At 57.4% G+C, this 18,345-nt stretch carries 19 protein-coding genes; 11 read left to right on the forward strand and 8 right to left on the reverse strand.

Annotation, left to right across the window (positions count from 1 at the left end):
• Window position 1 precedes the first annotated feature (1 nt).
• From AC1XYH_RS13220 to AC1XYH_RS13245, 6 genes are all read right to left on the reverse strand, one after another.
• Window positions 2-415: a type IV pilin protein gene (locus AC1XYH_RS13220; protein ID WP_483323640.1), complete on the reverse strand. Its 414-nt coding sequence runs from the start codon at window positions 413-415 to the stop codon at window positions 2-4.
• Entirely contained in the window at window positions 412-3,330 is a 2,919-nt protein-coding gene (locus AC1XYH_RS13225; RefSeq protein ID WP_483323641.1) for a PilC/PilY family type IV pilus protein, read from the reverse strand. The genes AC1XYH_RS13220 and AC1XYH_RS13225 overlap by 4 nt, the downstream gene beginning before the upstream one ends.
• The gene (locus tag AC1XYH_RS13230; protein ID WP_483323642.1) at window positions 3,311-3,799 is read right to left on the reverse strand and encodes a pilus assembly PilX family protein; all 489 of its coding nucleotides are present in this window, start codon (window positions 3,797-3,799) and stop codon (window positions 3,311-3,313) included. The genes AC1XYH_RS13225 and AC1XYH_RS13230 overlap by 20 nt, the downstream gene beginning before the upstream one ends.
• An 18-nt stretch (window positions 3,800-3,817) precedes the next feature.
• Window positions 3,818-4,603, reverse strand: coding sequence for a PilW family protein (locus tag AC1XYH_RS13235; protein WP_483323643.1), 786 nt, complete (start codon window positions 4,601-4,603; stop codon window positions 3,818-3,820).
• Complete coding sequence (pilV, locus tag AC1XYH_RS13240; protein WP_483323644.1) at window positions 4,600-5,073, reverse strand: type IV pilus modification protein PilV; 474 nt, start codon at window positions 5,071-5,073, stop codon at window positions 4,600-4,602. Before pilV ends, AC1XYH_RS13235 begins: the two co-directional genes overlap by 4 nt.
• A gap of 168 nt (window positions 5,074-5,241) precedes the next feature.
• Window positions 5,242-6,204, reverse strand: a complete 963-nt coding sequence (locus tag AC1XYH_RS13245; RefSeq protein WP_483323645.1) for a 2-hydroxyacid dehydrogenase — start codon at window positions 6,202-6,204, stop codon at window positions 5,242-5,244.
• 66 nt (window positions 6,205-6,270) lie between these two features.
• On the opposite strand from AC1XYH_RS13245, the gene AC1XYH_RS13250 reads away from it, so the two are divergent.
• Window positions 6,271-6,909: a LysE family translocator gene (locus AC1XYH_RS13250; RefSeq protein ID WP_483323646.1), complete on the forward strand. Its 639-nt coding sequence runs from the start codon at window positions 6,271-6,273 to the stop codon at window positions 6,907-6,909.
• Between the two features lie 34 nt (window positions 6,910-6,943).
• Here the strand turns inward: AC1XYH_RS13250 and hemH are convergent, their stop codons facing one another.
• Both hemH and AC1XYH_RS13260 read right to left on the reverse strand, forming a co-directional pair.
• A complete protein-coding gene (hemH, locus tag AC1XYH_RS13255; RefSeq protein WP_483323647.1) occupies window positions 6,944-7,966 on the reverse strand; it encodes a ferrochelatase in 1,023 nt (340 codons plus the stop codon).
• Window positions 7,967-7,990: 24 nt separating this feature from the next.
• Window positions 7,991-8,890: a TIGR01777 family oxidoreductase gene (locus AC1XYH_RS13260; protein ID WP_483323648.1), complete on the reverse strand. Its 900-nt coding sequence runs from the start codon at window positions 8,888-8,890 to the stop codon at window positions 7,991-7,993.
• A 197-nt stretch (window positions 8,891-9,087) separates the two neighbouring features.
• Between AC1XYH_RS13260 and AC1XYH_RS13265 the strand changes: the two genes are divergently transcribed.
• The 10 genes from AC1XYH_RS13265 (at window position 9,088) to AC1XYH_RS13310 (ending at window position 18,343) form a co-directional block, all read left to right on the forward strand.
• Window positions 9,088-10,074: an NAD(P)/FAD-dependent oxidoreductase gene (locus AC1XYH_RS13265; protein ID WP_483323649.1), complete on the forward strand. Its 987-nt coding sequence runs from the start codon at window positions 9,088-9,090 to the stop codon at window positions 10,072-10,074.
• Window positions 10,071-10,301, forward strand: coding sequence for a TIGR02450 family Trp-rich protein (locus AC1XYH_RS13270; RefSeq protein WP_483323650.1), 231 nt, complete (start codon window positions 10,071-10,073; stop codon window positions 10,299-10,301). Before AC1XYH_RS13265 ends, AC1XYH_RS13270 begins: the two co-directional genes overlap by 4 nt.
• 138 nt (window positions 10,302-10,439) lie before the next feature.
• Window positions 10,440-11,402, forward strand: coding sequence for a YbgA family protein (locus tag AC1XYH_RS13275; protein WP_483323651.1), 963 nt, complete (start codon window positions 10,440-10,442; stop codon window positions 11,400-11,402).
• A gap of 27 nt (window positions 11,403-11,429) precedes the next feature.
• Window positions 11,430-12,329: a MerR family transcriptional regulator gene (locus AC1XYH_RS13280; protein WP_483323652.1), complete on the forward strand. Its 900-nt coding sequence runs from the start codon at window positions 11,430-11,432 to the stop codon at window positions 12,327-12,329.
• Window positions 12,330-12,340: 11 nt separating this feature from the next.
• Window positions 12,341-13,762, forward strand: coding sequence for a deoxyribodipyrimidine photo-lyase (gene phrB, locus AC1XYH_RS13285; protein ID WP_483326382.1), 1,422 nt, complete (start codon window positions 12,341-12,343; stop codon window positions 13,760-13,762).
• Complete coding sequence (locus AC1XYH_RS13290; RefSeq protein ID WP_483323653.1) at window positions 13,759-14,190, forward strand: nuclear transport factor 2 family protein; 432 nt, start codon at window positions 13,759-13,761, stop codon at window positions 14,188-14,190. Before phrB ends, AC1XYH_RS13290 begins: the two co-directional genes overlap by 4 nt.
• A complete protein-coding gene (locus tag AC1XYH_RS13295) occupies window positions 14,187-14,960 on the forward strand; it encodes an SDR family NAD(P)-dependent oxidoreductase (RefSeq protein ID WP_483323654.1) in 774 nt (257 codons plus the stop codon). Before AC1XYH_RS13290 ends, AC1XYH_RS13295 begins: the two co-directional genes overlap by 4 nt.
• Window positions 14,960-16,207, forward strand: a complete 1,248-nt coding sequence (locus tag AC1XYH_RS13300) for an NAD(P)/FAD-dependent oxidoreductase (RefSeq protein ID WP_483323655.1) — start codon at window positions 14,960-14,962, stop codon at window positions 16,205-16,207. The genes AC1XYH_RS13295 and AC1XYH_RS13300 overlap by 1 nt, the downstream gene beginning before the upstream one ends.
• Window positions 16,207-17,025, forward strand: coding sequence for a DUF1365 domain-containing protein (locus tag AC1XYH_RS13305; RefSeq protein ID WP_483323656.1), 819 nt, complete (start codon window positions 16,207-16,209; stop codon window positions 17,023-17,025). The genes AC1XYH_RS13300 and AC1XYH_RS13305 overlap by 1 nt, the downstream gene beginning before the upstream one ends.
• Window positions 17,006-18,343: a class I SAM-dependent methyltransferase gene (locus AC1XYH_RS13310; protein WP_483323657.1), complete on the forward strand. Its 1,338-nt coding sequence runs from the start codon at window positions 17,006-17,008 to the stop codon at window positions 18,341-18,343. The genes AC1XYH_RS13305 and AC1XYH_RS13310 overlap by 20 nt, the downstream gene beginning before the upstream one ends.
• The last annotated feature ends 2 nt before the right edge of the window (window positions 18,344-18,345 follow it).

Here is an 18,345-nt window from a genome sequence, read left to right on the forward strand (position 1 = left end):
CTCAACGGCGCCAGCAGCGCATATCTGCTGGCGTCCGTTGCCCTACCTGATTAAGGCTATAACTTGCGCATGGATCGCCTTCCATAGGCCCGCCAGCCACCGCAGTGGCTTGCAAGTCGTAACCCTGCTCTTCTCTCGACAGCTGCAAACGGTAAACCGGCGCACCCTGGGCCGGACTTTGCTGCTCCAGACCAGCGATATCCCCCTCAAGGTAACTGCCCTGCCTCGCGAAGTGTCGCTCCAAACGATGAGCATTCTGCAATAACAACCCAGTTACCTCTGCACGATGCGCTTTGCGTACATGCTCCAGATAGGAAGGGTAAGCAACCGCCGAGAGAATCCCAACGATAACCACGGTTATCAGCAGCTCAATCAGCGTAAAGCCCCGCAGTTTGTGCAGCGCTAGAGACCTCATAACAATTGCCGCCACAGAATCCGCTGGAATCGGCAATGTGCCTGACCTTGAACGGCCGTTGGCCCCACCGAACCCTGCAGCAGGTAAATTTCAGGACTACAGTCCGTTTGCGCCTCACTATCAACGCCGATTGGCACGTCCAAAGCGCTCAGTTCACCCGGCAAGCCAATGTCTAGCCTGATCCCGGCAGCGGGCTGGTCCAGGCTGCTGACGCGGCCATCCGCGTTGCTATCCATGGTGGCCACCGGCAACATGGCGCCGCTATCAAGCGCCAGCGACATCAGCCAGCCTCCGGCTTGAGTTACACAGGGATCGGTGTTCTCGCCAATAATTGACCCGCTGTTGAACAGCACTCGAGAGTCTTTGATTCGCGCGGCTCGACTGACCTTTTCGCCTTTATCTGGCAAGCTCATCTGCCAACCATATTGCCGCGTCCAATCTACCGGCGTGGCACTGGCTAAACGAATGGTGCGGCCGGACGCGGCATCCGTTTGTTCACCCAGAACCCTTTGTTGCTGGAGGTGAGCCGGTGTCAGCCCGCCGTTCGGTGGGGTGGCTGTATCCAGCACCGCGTAGAACGCTTGTGTGCTGGTGTTGGTAAGGTCTTCTGGTTGCAGAAACTGGCCGGTGCCGAACAACAGCAAATCGCCCAGCGCGGCAGCGCTCGGATGCAGCAGTGGCGCGACACTGATCGGTTGGCCGGGCGCGGTAGCGAACAAGGGCGATCCACCGTGCGCCACCGCCCAATTATGGTAATCGCCATCACTCAGATCAAATTTCCATAGCTGGCCATGCTGATCCCCAGCGAAAGCAGCAATCAGTTCACCCTCCTCGTCTCGCTGCAACGTCAACCCAGCCAACGCATTGCTCTCGGTCATGCCTGCGCGGGCACTCACTTCAATGCTGTGCAGCAGGCGCCCACTCGTCGCCTCCAGCACCAGCAGAGCTGCCACACCCCGCGCGCTGCCGTAGCCATTGCCGGTCAATAAAAGTGTTTGGCCCTGTGCTGTGAGCATGTGCGGTTCGGCGTACACATGCCCAAGATTCTGCCAGCCCGGCTGTTCCGCGTTGACCTCCCAGAGTACTTGCGGTTCGGCGTACGAAGCTCCGGGCGCAAGCATCTGCAGCGCGAACAAGGCTTTGCCGCCGGCTCCAAGGCCACTGGCCGCCAAGGTAGCCCAGCCTTCCGGAAACTCCACATCTGCCAGTCCTATACGCCCATCTACACCACTCAGATGACGACTGCCGCGAGCATAGTCGGGGCGTGCCCAATCTCCTAAGCGCGCTTGCAGGGTGGCCGGCAGATAACCGTAGACTTGCCGCCCCGAGTTATCAAAGACCCGCAGAAAGCCACCGTTGGCGCCCACCAACAACAGCTCTGGCAGGGTCATGCGCTTGCTCACGTGGAGTAAATAGTCGTCGTCGGTCATGCCGGTTGCAGGCACTGCCGACAAGAGCACGGGCGTCGCGTTGAGCACGTCGCCCAACAGGTGACGGCGTTGCCGCAGACCTTCAACCCGTTGACCTCGCGCCCAGTCGAGTAACTGCTGGCCGGCGGCGCCTTGCAGTCCAGCATTCACCGCAGCGGCGTCCAGCTGTTGCTGTTGGTTGGCAGAAAGCCTGGTGTAGGCGTTACCATTCAAAGCTAACGGCATTCCGGCGTTCTGTGTATCACCCCAGCGCCAGCTCTCGAGCCGTCCGGCTACCTGGCCCGGCGGCAGCGTTTGGTCGGTGCTCCATAATTGCCGTGCGGGAACGCCCTGCGCGTCCAGAACAAAAGCCCGCAGACTGCCACTCCAATCCGCTGGATCGTACTGGGTTTGATAGTAACGACTAGTACCCGCCTGCAATACGCCATCAGCAACCACGGCGCCGCCACCCGAACCGGGCGTGGAACTAATATCAACCAGCGCGCTGGCCAACGCGTCGCGCAACCCGGCAGCCTCATTGACCGAAAAGTAGCGACCACCACCGGCGAGCGCCGCGGAGCTTAAGCGCGGATCATCCAGGCTGAAGCCGAGAATGTAGGTCTGCAAATGCTGGCGTACAAAGGCGGGATCATCCCAACTTTGACCCGCCGCATCCGTCAGGGATCCACGACCGCTGGGGCGCAGATCGATCTCGTTGCCAAATGCAGCTATGTCATCCAGGTAGAAGCTGCTGCCCTCGGCCATGGGCGCGCCGCCATCCAGATCACCCGCATGATCCTGGTCCCAATTCGGCAGATCAAATCCCGTGGTGGATTGCGCACGGCGACCATCAGGATCTTGTGCCAAGTTGCGCGGAAACTCGCGATCGTACGTCGGTAGGCCATCGGTCAATATCAGCCCAGCATTGCGCTGGCACCGGTACTCTATTGGGCTGGAAAACTGCTGGCGCTCCAACTCCCCACGTGACTGCGGATAAAACGCCCGAAGCCCACGCAGATAACGGGTTACTTCGTAGTAGGTTTCCGCCAGCGGCGTCCAGGCCCAGGCATCGCGGTCGTCGCCGGCTCGTGGGTCCAAATCATCCAATGCCGAGTGCAATCGCAGCAGATGCCGCTGCCCAGCCGGAGACTCTGCAGCAATGCTATCGACTGGCACCAACAGCTCACCGCCGGGTGCATCACGGCCGCTATCGCCGTGCCCCTCGGTAGCCCGAAAAGAAAACAAACCGAAACGTACATGTCGGTGCTCTGCCATGACCTCACGGGCAGTGCGCCGCGCGACATCCAACCGGGTCTCATTACCGACCTGATTCATTACCATGCTGGAAGAGCCATCCAACACCAACACCACATTGGGCGGGACTTGCACTGCGTCTGTGACGGGACCGCTGAGAGGCGTAAAGGCTTGGGCGCTGAATACCGTCAAGGCACCTAGCGCCAGCATGATCAGACGCGGCAGCTCGCGGCTAAAGTCGAGTATGCGCATAAGTCGCCTCCAGTACAGTGCGGCTATTACCGTTGAGGCTCAGCACCGACAACCGATACAAAGTGCTGGGTGAGCTCACCGCCACGCGCCTCGGTATTGCGCTGGTACCGATCCGCTCGATTCGATACCAAAGCTGCACATTGCCGTTGTGCAGTTGCTCTGGTGCGATGGCTGGCAACGCTTTCCAACCAACGCTGAGTGCATGCCCCGTCGCTGCAACACAGATAGGTTGCTCACAGCGTTTGGCCGGCAACCGCAACGCGTTCTGGCGAATCTGCTGCTCAAGCCAACGCAGGCCAGCTTCAGCTGACTGAAAGCCCAGATTGCGCTGTTGCAGGTTCGCCACCATGCGCTCCTGGCTGGTAGCCGAGCGCACGCCCGCCACCGCCGCTAGTGACATCAATAACAAGAACACCAAGCTGACCAACAGCGCAGCTCCACGCTGTCTCCGCTCACTCCGGTTACTCATTACAACTCTCCCTGTTGTTCAATCTAGACGGTTACGCACGGCGGTCACCTGCACGTAACCTTGAGTCTGCATGCCATCCTGACTCTTAGCGGCGGGTTGCTCGCTGAGCAGCAAAGCAAGACGAATACTGCGAATGCGTGGGGCATCGGCTACTGCGAGGCTGGTTTGATAGGCACCCGTCACACCATGCGCTTGCGTGTCTGCAGCCAAACCAAAGGCCAGAGTAAAATCTGCGACGCCTTCGATCAGGGTTTCAAAGTTGCCCTTGCCGTTGCTGCGCACTTGAATCCGCTGATCCCGGTGGCGATACTCCAGCAGGCGCAGCGGTATCAGCACATCCCCGGATTGGACGGTCAGCGGGGTATCAGCCTCGCTCACTTGCAGGCTATCCAGGCAGTTAGTCACCACCAGCCAACGTGCAGCGAAATCTGCCGCGGAAAACACGTCGCCCGGCACCGACACATCTGCGGAGACCGGCAGCGCACTGATCATCCGCAAGACACCATTCTGATAGGAAACCGGTACAGCCAGCTCTGCTGGCACCGTTACCCTTGAGGACGCTGGCAAACGCCGCAGATCAAGACAACCGAACTGTCCAGCCTGGCGAATATCTTGCGCCAGGCGGCCAAGCAAAAACCGCGCATTTTCCTGCATGGCAGCCGAGCGCTGCTGCAACACAAAACTCTCTTTGCTAGCAAGAAACACCTGCAATACGCCGAGCGTGAGCATCAGCCCTAGCGCCATGGCTATGAGCAGCTCCACCAAGCTAAAGCCTTTACCGGGCAACAACCCGCCCCGCTTCATAGCGCACCACGGATCAAGGCGGAGACTTCCATCTCCGCCTCCCCCGCCCCAACAAACTGCCTTGCCTCAGTCCAGCGCAGGCTAATAGTCGCTATGCCGTCCCTGACTGACAAACGCGCGCGTCCTTCAGGTAGCTCACAGGCTACCGCGCGGGCAAAGTCGATTTTGTCCTGTTCAGCAATGCTCTGCGCAGCAACGGTAAGCAGATCGGCGGTGGCAGCAGCGCAGCGCTGGTCCACCGTCAGGCTATAGACGGCTAGCTGCTCGGGATTAGCGCGTAAGCGTTCAAACAGGTCCTGCGCCAGCAAGCTGGCCTGGGTCGCATGCAGAGAACCGGCGTGGTAGCGCAGCGCACTGAGTTGCAGCGAAGCTGCACCGAGAATACCTAGCGCGAGAATCAATACGGCAATCAGCACTTCGAGTAGAGAAAACCCACCAGAGGTGGCAGGTGTTGAGTACGCAGCAGACATGTTCAGCGGTCCCGAGTCCTTGGGAGTTGGCCGGGACAGCTGAACCACGGCGGGAGTCATTCATTGACTAGAAAACACCCTAATGGCTGGAACTCGCGCGCTCGCCACCCATTTGGGTTAGCGCCAGCAATAATCTGAGCACCTGATCGCATTCGCCTGCCGACCGGATCAATTAACCCGGCGTAGCTCTTTTCCGTGCACAAAAGCCTGCAGATTGTCAGCCAACTGGCCCACAATACGTTGGCGCGCTTCACGGCTACCCCAAGCACTGTGCGGCGTAATTAAAAGGTTGGGTATATCCGCCGCAAGCAGCGGGTTACCCTCGCGCGGCGGTTCGGTGGTCAACACATCGCAGGCTGCGCCTCCCAAATGACCGTCGCGCAAACTGACAGCCAGCGCTTGCTCATCGACCAAGCCGCCACGGCCCGCGTTGATCAAAAGGCTGCCTGGGCGCATGCGCGCCAGTTCGTCTGCGCCAATTAGATTGCGCGTTTTCTCAGTCAGCGGGCAGTGCAGGCTAAGCACATCCACCTGTTCAAGCAATGCATGCAACTCGGGCCTACCTGCGCGCTCGCGCCCCGGCAGCGCGCCAACCACCACATGCATACCGAAAGCCTCAGCCAGGCGCCCCACCGCCTGACCCAATTCTCCGTAGCCGAGGATACCCAGCGTGCGGCCACTCAGCTCGCCAATCGGATAGTCCAGCAGGCAGAATTGCGTGCTGCGCTGCCAAGCGCCGTCACGCACCGCCTGCCGGTAAGACTCAAAGCGAGTGATCAACACCAGCATTAACATCAGCGTATGTTGCGCCACCGCAGGGGTGCCATAACCCTGACAATTACACACCACTATCCCGCGCGCTCGCGCTGCCGGCAGATCAACATTGTTGGTGCCGGTCGCGCTGAGCAGGATCAGTTTAAGCCCCGGGCAGGCATCCATTGCCTGCGCATCAATCAGCACTTTATTAGTGACAACCACCTCATAACCCTGCATGCGCTCAATGCACCGCTCAGGCGAGGTGATGGCGTGACTCTGATAGCGAACGCCAAGTTCGGTTAATGGGCGCATGTCCAGATCACCCTGATCCAGAGTGGATTGGTCCAGAAAGACGATAGAAAAGGACGTTTGCATGCTGGCTGTACCTGTCTGTCTAAGCGTTGCGCAGTTAGAATACGCTCTCTAGAGAGGAGCGTTGAAATGTATTGGAACGAGTTCATGCTGGTCGCGCTAGTGCATCTACTAGCGGTGATCAGCCCCGGCCCTGACTTTGCCGTGGTGATCCGCAACAGTGTCAGCGGTGGCCGTCGTGCTGGCTTGTTTACTGCTGTAGGTGTGGGTGGCGGCATATTTGTGCATGTCGCCTACTCGCTGTTGGGGATCGGTTTGATTGTGTCGCAGTCGGTCTGGCTGTTCAATCTGATGAAGCTGTTGGCGGCAGCCTATCTGCTGTACATCGGTATTCGTGCACTACAAGCCAAGCCACAGAGCAGTGAGCAGGCCGCCAAGGTCGCCGCCCCCCAAAACATGGGCGCACGCCAAGCCCTGACGCAAGGATTTATAACCAACGGCCTGAATCCCAAAGCCACGCTGTTTTTCTTGTCGTTGTTCACCGTGGTAATCAGCCATGACACGCCGCTGCTCATTCAAGCGGGCTATGGCTTATATCTAGCGATCGCTACCGGCGCTTGGTTCTGCCTGGTGGCATTGCTGTTCAGCCGCGATTCAGTACGCCGGAGTTTCAACCGTATGGGGCACTGGTTTGATCGTTTGATGGGTACGGTATTGATTGGACTGGGCCTGCATTTAGCGCTTTCTCAGTGGTTCAAGCGCGGCTAAGCCGCACTTTATTTCGCGCTTTTCTGCCACCCGTTCAGGCCTGAACGGGTGTGTTTTCACTCCAGCCTTGAAGCACGTCGACCCAGTGGGCGTCATCGTTCAAGCAGGGCACCAATACCAATTCTTCACCGCCAGCCGCAATGAACTGCTCGCGAGCCCGATCACCTATCTCCTCCAGGGTTTCGATGCAATCGGCAACAAAGGCCGGGCAAGCAACCAGCAGGCGCTTGACGCCTTGCGCCGCCAATTCGTCAATACGCGCTTCGGTGTAAGGCTCAATCCATTTGTCCCGCCCCAAACGCGACTGAAACGATTGTGACCATTGATCGTCACGTAAACCCAATCGCTGCGCCAGCGCCTGACTGACGTAGGTACACTGCGCGCGATAGCAGCTCCGGTGCGCCGGCGAGGGTCGACTACAGCAATCTGCTGTGGCCAAACAATGACTGCCCGTCGGATCAGCTTTACGCAAGTGCCGCTCAGGTAGGCCGTGGTAACTCAGCAGCAGAAAATCAAAACCCTGCTGGAGGTGCGGTTGGGTGCTCCGCGTGAGTGCATCCAGATACTCGGGCCGATCGTAAAAGGGCGGTAACACGTTTAGTTTAATCTGCAAGCCGTGCGCCTTGATCACACGCTTAGCTTCAACGATAGACGTAGTAATGGTGCTATCGGCAAACTGCGGATATTGCGGCATGAACAGTACTTCTTTAACGCCGGGCTGCGCCGCGAGCTTAAGCAGACCTTGCTCAATTGATGGCTCGCCGTACCGCATGGCCAACTCAACCGGCATAGACAAACGCGCCTGCAGCGCTTGCTGAACACGGCGACTGATTACCACCAGCGGCGACCCCTCCTCCCACCAGATAGAAGCGTAGGCATGCGCCGATGCCTTGGGACGCGTCAGCAATATCAGTCCAACCAACAAACGCCTTAGCGGCCAGGGTATGTCCACCACATAGGGGTCCATCAGGAACTGGTTAAGGTAACGGCGTACATCGCCTACCTGTGTGCTTTTGGGCGACCCCAGATTAACCAACAACACCCCACGCTCAGACATCGAATACTCCTGCAATATGACAATTCATTTTGATTGGACGGCGGCCGCCAGTGCTTTGTCCAGGTACTGATACGTGAATGTGAAGCCTTCAGCCTCCGCTTTAGCGGGTAACGCGCGTTGACCGGTGAGCAGCAGGCGCGCCATTTCACCAAGTGCCAACTTAAGTACAAACCCCGGCAGCGGCATGACTGCCGGGCGGCTCAATGCCCCCCCCAGTGCGCGAGCAAACTCGCGGTTAGTAACCGGGTGAGGTGCGCTGGCATTGTAGGCTCCGCGACAGTCCGGTGTTTGCAGTAACCACACAACCAGGTTCACCACATCATCGAGGTGAACCCACGGCATGTAGTGTTCGCCGCCACCAATCGGGCCGCCCAGTCCCAGCTTATACATAGGTTTGAGGCGCGCCAGGAAACCGCCCTCAGCCGCTACCACCAAGCCGGTGCGCATGATACATAACCGCACGCCGTATGAGTTGACGCGCTTCGCCGCAGCCTCCCAGGCGTCGCACAACGTGTGTGTGTACTCTGCTTTGGCCGGGCTTCGTTCAGTCATCTCAGCACCGCCTCCATCGCCGTACCAGCCAACTGCCGAACCACTGACCATCACCGCAGGCTTATGACTCTGAGCGCCCAGCCATTGTACCAACTGCTCGGTCAGCGAGACCCGGCTAGCCCATAGCTCAGCCTTGCGCTTGGTAGTCCAAGGCTTGTCAGCGATGGGGGCGCCTGCGAGATTGACTACAGCATCGAAGGTATCGCCATCCAACTCGCTGAGATCGGCAACCCCGCGGACCGCTGCACCACAGAGAGCAGGTACTTCATTGGGACGCCGACTCCAGACAGTTATCCGATAGCCCTCAGCCAGAAGACGCTTGCACAAGGCTCGACCGATCAAGCCAGTGCCGCCGGTAAGCAATAAATTCATTTCTATCCCTTGTCGGTAAATAGGGTAATTAAACACCTGAACGAGACGCCATCAATGCGCTCTGAGCTACCCCGTTCACAATTCAAGCTGTTGCACGACAACAACATCCTGCAACTAAAGAGAACATCTTATACAAAACAAAATTTATGTATAATTTTAACGTATCGTTTTGATTTAAACATCTTTTGAGGACACACATGAGCCAAGCTCGCGAAGTCGCTGTTATCGGCGCTGGTATGTCAGGCTTAAGCGCAGCGACGCTGCTGCAACAAGCCGGTCTAAAAGTTACCTTATTCGACAAAAGCCGCGGCAGTGGCGGACGCATGAGCAGCAAGCGCACCACCGCCGGCACTTTCGACATGGGTACTCAGTATTTCACCGCACGCGACCCCGCATTTGCCGCTGCCGTGGCTGAATGGGTTGCCGCTGGCTGGGTTGCCGCCTGGCAACCACGCTTGTTTCGGTACGATGAACAGGGCTTACAACCTTCCGACGACCGCCAACAACGTTTTGTCGGTAGCCCGCGGATGACTGCGCTTAGCCGGGGCCTGCTAGGCAGCCTTCCTTTGCACAGCAGCACGCGTATTGAGCAGCTGCAACGCCGCGATCAACAATGGCAACTGACCGATAGCGATGGTGTCTCTCATGGCCCTTTTGATCACATTATAGTGGCCGTACCACCCGCTCAAGCAGTGCCTCTGCTTGGCAGCGCCAGTCATCTTGCCGACCCCGCTCGTACTAGCGATATGGAGCCCGGTTGGGCAGTAGCGCTTAGCTTGCCGCATGCGCTTGATACCGCTGCCGAAGCAGTATTCGTGCGCAGTGGTCCGCTTGACTGGATCGCCCGCGACGCAAGTAAACCGGGGCGAGATGCCACTGAAAACTGGGTCCTCCAATCAACACCAAGCTGGGCTCGCGAGCATCTTGATGATGACCCGCAACAGGTAGCAAACGCTCTCACTGCCGCCGCGAGCAAGGTTCTGGGTTTGGCAATACCCACACCGGTCTTTCAACACGCTCACCGTTGGCTTTATGCCCGACCGACAGTCGCAAGCGACTTGGGGGCAATGAAAGCTTCCGAGCAGGGGCTCTTCGTGTGTGGCGATTGGTGTTTAGGTGGACGGCTTGAAGCCGCCTGGTTAAGCGGACAACGCGCAGCAAAAGCCTTGATCAACACGCCATGACAGCCGACCCAACCCGTTTCAACCCACGCAAGCTGCTGCATTCGAAATGGACTGCACGTGCGCCACAAAAACTCGAAAAGCATTTCATGGTTACCGCCTGCCATTGGAACGACGACGAGACTGAGCTGCTAAGCATAGAACTGCAGGCCGTGCTGACAGGCAATTGCTATCCGCTGGAATGGCGCCAGCTGCGCGACAGCGAGGTTTGGCTCCAAGGCTGGAAATAGCCTATTTGGAAGTATTTCTTGCAGCCCACTTGTACAACTATGTATCTTCTGTACACTTATTCTTATACAGAGACGATACGTTCGTACAAGGCAATACGGCAGAGGTACAACCTTTGTTGATCCAAGCGGAGGTGCAACATGCAGGTAGCTATTGAGCAGCCCATTCCCGTTGGCATCAGTCAATGCCTGACAGGCGCGGCTGTGCGCTTCAATGCCAGCCACAAGCACTCGCGCCTATGTACCGAACATCTAGGCAGCCTGTTTGCACTAAAGTCCTTTTGCCCAGAGGTCGCCATCGGTATGAGCACGCCGCGTGCGCCCATACGCTTGGTAGGAGAGGCAGCAGCCCCTAGGGTGCTTGGCACTAAAGATCCCAGCCAAGATCTGACCGTGCCGCTGCAGCATTACGCTGAGCAAGTTAGCCAGGCCAACCCGCAACTATGCGGATTTATTCTTATGCAGAAGTCCCCTAGCTGCGGCATGGAGCGAGTGAAGGTATACCGCGACAACGGCCACCCCGCTGAAGGCACTGGTTCTGGAGCCTTCGCTGCGCGGCTGATGCAGCGTAACCCGCTACTACCTGTGGAAGAAGAAGGACGCCTGCATGACCCCGTGCTGTGCGAAAACTTTGTTACCCGCGTGATCGTTTACTCGCAATGGCAGGCGCTGCTTCGCGATGGCGTAACAGCAGCGCGTCTGCTGGCGTTCCATGCCCGTCACAAGTACTTAGCAATGGCGCATAATCAGGAGCTATACCGCCAACTTGGGCCGCTGCTAGCAAACCTGCGGCAGGCCGACCTGCAGAGCACCGCAGAGCGCTACTTCACACTGCTCATGCAATGCCTGAAAACACCCGCGAAGCGCAGTGGGCATTCCAACGCGTTGCAGCATCTGGCCGGCCATTTCAAACGGGTGCTCAAACCCGAAGAGAAACAGGAGCTAGGTCAATTGATTGATGATTACCGCCGAGGCACCGTGCCTTTGGTGGTACCCATCACGCTACTCAAGCATCACTTGTTGAATCATCCGGACGCCTATCTGGGCAAGCAGGCGTACCTGCAACCGCACCCGGCTGAACTCAGCCTGCGCAACGCCATTTAACCCGCCATGAATACCACTGAACCTAACATGCTACCGATTCGTGATGCGGCTCGTGCGACAGGCGTAAACCCAGTAACCCTGCGCGCGTGGGAACGGCGATACGGCCTGGTTAAACCGCATCGCACCGCGAAAGGTCACCGGTTGTACTCGGCAGATCAACTGCAGCAGATACAGCAAATACTCACCTGGCTAGAGCGCGGTGTCGCGATCAGCCAAGTAGCTACCCTACTGCATGAGCAGCCAGAACCCAGTGCGCCGGAGCCCTTACTTTGGCAGCATCAGATCGAACGATTTCTATTTAGTCTGGCGCGTTTTGACTCTCGCCAACTGGTCAGCCAGTACCGCGAGTTGATGTCGCTCTACCCGTCACAGCTAGTCTGCGCACAGTTGTTTGAGCCGGTGCTTGCCGAGCTGGAACAGCGCTCGACCAGCCAATACGGAAACCAGTTGGAAAAACAGTTCTTACAATCCTGGCTGCACAGTTGTTTGGCCTCACGTCTCGCAAGCGAACAGGAGCAAAACCAGGGCCCTCAATTGGTTTTGGCAAACCTCTCGATAAATAGCCCTGAGCCGCGCCAGAATCTTTTATCGCTCCTGTTGAGTAGCGCCGGCTATTCGTTGGTACTACTGGAAGGCAACCTACCCGCGAGCGAGCTTACGCTGCTACACGAACGTCGCCCCCTAGCCGGAATAGTGCTGGTTGGAAGCCACCGAATGGAATCCATACAGCTGGAGCGTGAATTGCCCAAGCTCAGCACGCAGACTGATTGCCAGCTATTTGCCGCTGGCCCGATTATCCAGATGCATAGCAGCGAACTAAGTAGCAGCGGCATTAAATTACTCAGCAGCAGCCCGGCGCAGAGTTTCGAGCAGCTGCATAAACGACTCAACGGCCCACATCTGGTTAGCCAAGGTGCACAGCTATGACTCAACCCCCACTGTCACTTTGCTGGCTGCGCGCAGACCTGCGTGTGAGCGACAACCGCGCGCTCTTCCACGCTGCTGAACGCGGCCCCGTGGTGGCTGTATTCATCGCCACGCCCTCCACATGGAAAGAACATGATGACGCGCCCATCAAGGTGGATTTTTGGCTGCGCAACCTGTACGCCCTGAGTAGCGAGCTGCAAAAACTCAATATTCCGATGCTAATACTGGAAGCGGGAAGCTGGTCAGAATGCCCCGAATTATTGCTCGACTGCGCACAGGAAGTCGGTGCTGAAGCACTGTTTTTCAACAATGAATATGGGCTGCATGAACAGGCGAGAGATGAGGCAGTAACCTCAGCCTGGCAAAGCCAAGGGTATCTATGTGAGCGCTTCACCGACCAGCTGCTGTTCATTCCCGGCAGCCTGAAAACCCAAGCGGGTGGCATGTTCAAGGTCTACAGCCAGTTCAGACGCAGGGCCTACGAGGCCTTGCACCGACAGCTACCATCGCGCCTGCCACCACCCGCTGCGCAAGTGGACACGGGAATCCAGAGTAGCGCCCTACCTGCCCACTTTGCTGGCTACCCAGCAGCTAGCGAGGCGCAGCAACGCCTGTGGCCTGCGGGCGAAGACGCTGCGCAAGCACGCATGCAGTATTTTTGCGAGCAACTGCTGGAAGACTATGAAATTGATCGCGACCGCTCTGACCTAGACGGCACCAGTCGTCTGTCGCCCTATCTCGCCGCCGGCGTATTGTCACCACGCCAAAGCTTGCACGCGGCACTGCAGCTCAACAATGGCGAGTTCGACAGCGGCAATCCGGGCGCTATCAGCTGGATCAACGAGCTACTCTGGCGCGAGTTCTACAAGCACATATTGGTGTGCTACCCGCGAGTTTCGCGACACCGAGCGTTTCGCCCCAACACTGAAGCGGTGGCTTGGCGGGATGATTCGCAGGCACTAAACGCCTGGAAGCAGGGTCAAACGGGTATACCCATAGTGGACGCAGCCATGCAGCAATTACTGCAGACCGGCTGGATGCACAACCGCCTGCGCATGATCAGCGCGATGTTTCTTAGCAAAAATCTGCTGATTGATTGGCGCGAAGGTGAGCGCTGGTTTATGCAGCATCTGATTGATGGTGACCTCGCCGCCAACAACGGTGGCTGGCAATGGAGCGCTTCAACTGGCACCGATTCCGCACCCTATTTCCGTGTATTCAACCCGCTCAACCAGTCACTAAAATGCGATCCGGACGGCAGCTTCATACGTACTTGGCTACCCGCATTGGCTGAGCTATCGCCACGCCAGATTCATAATCCGCCCAGGGCTGATCTGCTGAACCCGATCGACTACCCCGCACCGATAGTCGACCTGAAAAGCAGCCGTCAGCGGGCAATCAATGCTTTTCGCCATCTGGGAGAACCCGTTTGAACAGTAGCCAGTTCGCCGAGCAATTTGCCGAAGGCTTCGCGGCACTCAATAAGCACAATCTTGAGCGCTTGGCCGAGCTGTATGACCCGCAAATTCATTTCACCGATCCGTTGCACGACGTGCACGGGTTAGAGGCACTGCGCGCCTACTGCGAGAACCTATACGCCAATGTCAGCGAACTGCAATTTGAGTTCCTGCAGTGCAGCGGCATCGATAACGAACAAGCACTATTACGTTGGAATATGCGTTATCGCCACCCTCGGTTGGCCGGCGGCGAGAGTATCTGCGTACCCGGTTGTAGCGTAATCAGTTTTCGCGATGGCAAGGTCTACCGGCATGTCGATTACTACGATGCGGGCGCCCTGCTATACGAACATATCCCACTGCTCGGGCAGGTGATCGCCTGGCTCAAAAGGAGATTGGCATGAGCACACAAAAGCGTATCTGGCTGACCGGTGCCTCCAGCGGCATGGGACTGGAGATGGCCAATCAATTGGCGGCTCAAGGCCACAAGCTGGCCCTCACCGCGCGCAGCGCAAAGCCGCTGTTGGAGCTGGCTGAACGTTACCCCGGTCAAATATTGGTTATCACGGCTGATCTAACCGACGCCGAGGCAGTGCAAGCCGCTGGCGAACAGATTGGCGCGGCCTGGGGAGCGCTGGACCTAGCGATTCTCAACGCCGGCACCTGCGAATACATGGACCTGCCGAGCTTTGATTCAGCGCTATTTGCGCGGGTCATGCAGGTGAACGTACAGGGCACAGCACATTGCATCGAAGCGGCTCTGCCGTTACTGCGCAAAGGCGAAAAGCCACGCCTGGTAGGGGTTGGCAGTAGCGTCACTTTTGTACCGCTGCCACGTGCTGAAGCCTACGGCGCATCCAAAGCGGCCGTCCGTTATCTGTTTCAATCACTGGAACTGGATTTAGCCCAATACGGGATCAAGGTCAGCTTGGTTAGCCCCGGCTTTGTAAAAACGCCACTGACTGAAAACAATGATTTCCCGATGCCGATGCAGGTCAGCAGCGAAAAAGCAGCGCGCGCGATTCTGCAAGGCATCCAGCGCGGCAAGCGCGAAATACGCTTTCCCGGCGTGTTCATTGCCCTGCTGCGGTTGATTGGCAGCCTCCCGGCCGGACTGCGCTACTTATTAACGAGCCGTCTGGCACGCTCTAACAATTCAGAGGATAGCTACTAATGCGGGTTGCGATAATTGGTTCAGGTATATCAGGCTTGGTTTGTGCCCGCCTGTTGTCACGTCGTCATGAAGTGACCGTGTTTGAAGCCTCAGAATGGATCGGCGGCCATACTCACACAGTTGACGTTACGATCGGCGAGCGCGCTTACGCCTTGGATACGGGATTTATTGTATTCAACGACTGGACCTATCCTAATTTCATTGAGTTGCTTAAACAGCTCGGAGTCGCCTCTCAGCCCACCGAGATGAGTTTCTCTGTGAGCGAGCCAAAAAGTGACATGGAGTACAACGGCAATACACTAAGAACCCTGTTTGCTCGCCGCCGCCACCTGATTTCACCCGGTTTCCTGCTGATGTTGCGCGATATTCTGCGCTTCAACCGCGAAGCACAGGAAGGCCTACGCGATGGCACGTTAAACCAGCATGCAACCTTGGGCGAATACTTGCGCGAGCGCCGCTATGGCAAGCGCTTCATCGAGCACTACATCGTACCTATGGGTGCGGCAATCTGGTCTATGCCGACAGAACAAATGTTCGACTTTCCGCTGGAGTTTTTTGTGCGTTTCTTTCGCAATCACGGGCTCCTCGCGATTAAGGACCGGCCCCAGTGGCGAGTGGTGTGCGGTGGTTCGCGCAGTTATCTCGCACCCTTGATAGAACCCTTCAAGGAACAAATTCGCCTCTCCACTCCGATACTGCGAGTGGAGCGCCATGAAAAGGACGTCTCGGTATTCACTGCATCCGGAGAAGAACGTTTCGACCAAGTCGTGTTCGCCTGCCACAGCGATCAGGCGCTGGCGCTACTAGCCGACCCCAGCGTAACCGAACAGGAGATTTTGGGCGCCATAGGTTATGCCGAAAACGATGTAGTGCTGCATACCGATACACGCGTTCTACCACGCCGCAAGCGCGCCTGGGCAAGCTGGAATTACCGCTTAGATAAGACCAAAGAGCACGCGGCGGCGCTGACCTACAACATGAACATACTGCAGGGCATTGAAGCGCCAGAAACCTTCTGCGTCAGCCTCAATCAGACAGCACAGATTGATCCAAATAAAATCCTGCGACGCTTTCGTTACGCGCACCCTCAGTTCAGCCTCGCAGCCGCGAATGCGCAGGCCCGCTGGCGCGAGCTTTTGGGTAAACAGCACACGTTCTACTGTGGTGCCTACTGGGCCAACGGCTTTCACGAAGACGGCGTAGTCAGCGCGCTGCGGGTGGCCGAAGCCTTTGGGGAAACGCTCTAGTGGCGTTAAACAGCGCACTCTACAGTGGCGTTGTACGTCATCGTCGGCATGCGCCGCGACGGCACGCATTCAGCTACCGCACCAGCCTGTTGCTGCTAGACCTTGATGAGCAATCGGCCGTATTCAAGCTCAGCCATCTATGGTCAGGGCGCTGGTACTCGCCGATGAACTTTCGCGAGGAAGATTATCTGCGCAATGAGCGTGCCGCGAAGGAGCCGCTGAAAGACTGCGCGCAGCGCTTGATAACGGAACAGCTGGGCGTGCGCCCCGATGGGCCCGTGCGCTTGCTAACCCAAGTGCGCAGTTTTGGTTTGATATTCAATCCAGTGTCTTTTCTGTATTGCTATGACCAACAAGAAAAACTAGTGGCGATCATCGCCGAAGTTACGAATACCCCTTGGAAAGAGCGTTTCTGCTATCTGATCAAAGCAGATCCAAACAGCACAGAGCAGCAGGTAGAAACCCGTAAGGCATTCCACGTCTCGCCTTTCTTACCTCAAGATTTAGACTACCGCATGCGCTTCAGCTTGCCCGCCGAGCAACTGCGGGTGCACATGGAAGACTGGCAAGGCAAACAACGCTTATTCGATGCCACGTTGACGCTAAAGCGCCGTGAACTAAGCGGCGCCCTGTTGCGCAAAGAGGCGCTGTCATTCCCCTTCATGGTGCTGAAAACCACAGCAGCGATCTACTGGGAAGCCGTAAGGCTACTGATCAAACGCACGCCGCTGTTCGACCATCGCAGTGCCGACAAGTCCTACCAAACCTCCTCCGCCAATACCGTCAAGGAACAGCCTGATGAAAAACACCAGTCCTGATGAGGTCGTCGCGTCTGATGACCAGACCTTGCCGAACCCACGCAACCACCCCGCAGCACTGCGCCCAGCCAGCAACCGTTCAGGCTATGACAGCTGGCTGACGCGCCTTAGCCGGCGGGCGGTGCTGCGCCAGCTCGGCGCGATCAATCGCGGCACCATCAGCGTGCACGAAAATGGCGAAGTTCTGCATTTTGGTCAGGCCGACAGTGACGGCTTGCACGCAGAGATTCATGTGCAAGACGCCGCTGCCTATTCCATGATTGCCAGCAATGGCAGCGTAGGTTCCGGCGAAGCCTATATCCATGGCTACTGGTCGACCCCGGACCTGACCTCGGTGACCCGCCTCTTCGTGCGCAATCTGGACGTGCTGGATGCAATGGAAACCGGCTTAGCGCGCCTCGGCGCACCCGCACTAAAGTGGCTACATTGGCTCAACCGCAATACCAAAGACGGCTCCCGGCGCAATATTCAAGCACACTATGATCTGGGCAATGCGCTGTTCGAGAACTTCCTCGACCCCAGTATGATGTACTCAGCCGCGATTTTTCCGCCCAGCGAAGACAACCTGGAGCAGGCGCAATGGAACAAACTCAAGCGCATCTGCACCAAACTGGAACTTAGCGCCGACGATCACCTGCTGGAGATCGGTACCGGCTGGGGCAGCATGGCTATCTATGCAGCAACCCATTACGGCTGCCGTGTCACCACTACTACCTTATCGGATGAGCAGTACGCCTTTACCGCCCAGCGCATCGAAGAGCTGGGCTTACAAGATCGCATTACTCTGCTGCTCAAGGACTACCGTGAGCTGGAAGGCGAATACGACAAACTGGTCTCCATTGAGATGATCGAAGCCGTCGGCCACGAATACTTTCGCAACTATTTTGAGACCTGTGCGGCTCGTCTCAAGCCGCACGGTTTAATGCTGCTGCAGGCAATTACCATACGTGATCAGCGCTACGATCAGGCGCGGCGCGGCGTTGACTTTATTCAACGCTATATCTTTCCGGGTGGCTCGCTACCCTCGGTTAGCCTGATTGCCGAGCTAACCTGCAACCACACTGATTTGGCGATGCTGCACTTGGAAGACATTGGCAGCCACTACGCTCGCACCCTACGTCACTGGCACCACAACCTCACCGCAGCCCGTGGCGAGCTGCAACATCTCGGGTATGATGACGCCTTTTTTAGGCTCTGGGAATTTTACCTCTGTTATTGCGAGGGCGGCTTTATCGAGCGCTCGATAGGCACCGCGCAGGTATTGCTGAGCAAACCAGACGCTAGACCTAAACTGGATCTTTACGCCCTAGGGGACTAACT

It is taken from the genome of Pseudomonas sp. GW-45 (assembly GCF_056896675.1).

Bases quoted from the DNA above. Each gene is read 5' to 3' on its own strand.
- AC1XYH_RS13275 (WP_483323651.1), top strand. From the start codon at position 10,440: ATGCAGGTAGCTATTGAGCAGCCCATTCCCGTTGGCATCAGTCAATGC.
- hemH (WP_483323647.1), bottom strand. From the start codon at position 7,966: ATGTCTGAGCGTGGGGTGTTGTTGGTTAATCTGGGGTCGCCCAAAAGC.
- AC1XYH_RS13265 (WP_483323649.1), top strand. From the start codon at position 9,088: ATGAGCCAAGCTCGCGAAGTCGCTGTTATCGGCGCTGGTATGTCAGGC.
- AC1XYH_RS13300 (WP_483323655.1), top strand. From the start codon at position 14,960: ATGCGGGTTGCGATAATTGGTTCAGGTATATCAGGCTTGGTTTGTGCC.
- AC1XYH_RS13250 (WP_483323646.1), top strand. From the start codon at position 6,271: ATGTATTGGAACGAGTTCATGCTGGTCGCGCTAGTGCATCTACTAGCG.
- AC1XYH_RS13230 (WP_483323642.1), bottom strand. From the start codon at position 3,799: ATGAGTAACCGGAGTGAGCGGAGACAGCGTGGAGCTGCGCTGTTGGTC.
- AC1XYH_RS13270 (WP_483323650.1), top strand. From the start codon at position 10,071: ATGACAGCCGACCCAACCCGTTTCAACCCACGCAAGCTGCTGCATTCG.
- AC1XYH_RS13280 (WP_483323652.1), top strand. From the start codon at position 11,430: ATGCTACCGATTCGTGATGCGGCTCGTGCGACAGGCGTAAACCCAGTA.
- AC1XYH_RS13235 (WP_483323643.1), bottom strand. From the start codon at position 4,603: ATGAAGCGGGGCGGGTTGTTGCCCGGTAAAGGCTTTAGCTTGGTGGAG.
- pilV (WP_483323644.1), bottom strand. From the start codon at position 5,073: ATGTCTGCTGCGTACTCAACACCTGCCACCTCTGGTGGGTTTTCTCTA.
- AC1XYH_RS13220 (WP_483323640.1), bottom strand. From the start codon at position 415: ATGAGGTCTCTAGCGCTGCACAAACTGCGGGGCTTTACGCTGATTGAG.
- AC1XYH_RS13260 (WP_483323648.1), bottom strand. From the start codon at position 8,890: ATGAATTTATTGCTTACCGGCGGCACTGGCTTGATCGGTCGAGCCTTG.
- AC1XYH_RS13310 (WP_483323657.1), top strand. From the start codon at position 17,006: ATGAAAAACACCAGTCCTGATGAGGTCGTCGCGTCTGATGACCAGACC.
- AC1XYH_RS13245 (WP_483323645.1), bottom strand. From the start codon at position 6,204: ATGCAAACGTCCTTTTCTATCGTCTTTCTGGACCAATCCACTCTGGAT.
- AC1XYH_RS13225 (WP_483323641.1), bottom strand. From the start codon at position 3,330: ATGCGCATACTCGACTTTAGCCGCGAGCTGCCGCGTCTGATCATGCTG.
- AC1XYH_RS13295 (WP_483323654.1), top strand. From the start codon at position 14,187: ATGAGCACACAAAAGCGTATCTGGCTGACCGGTGCCTCCAGCGGCATG.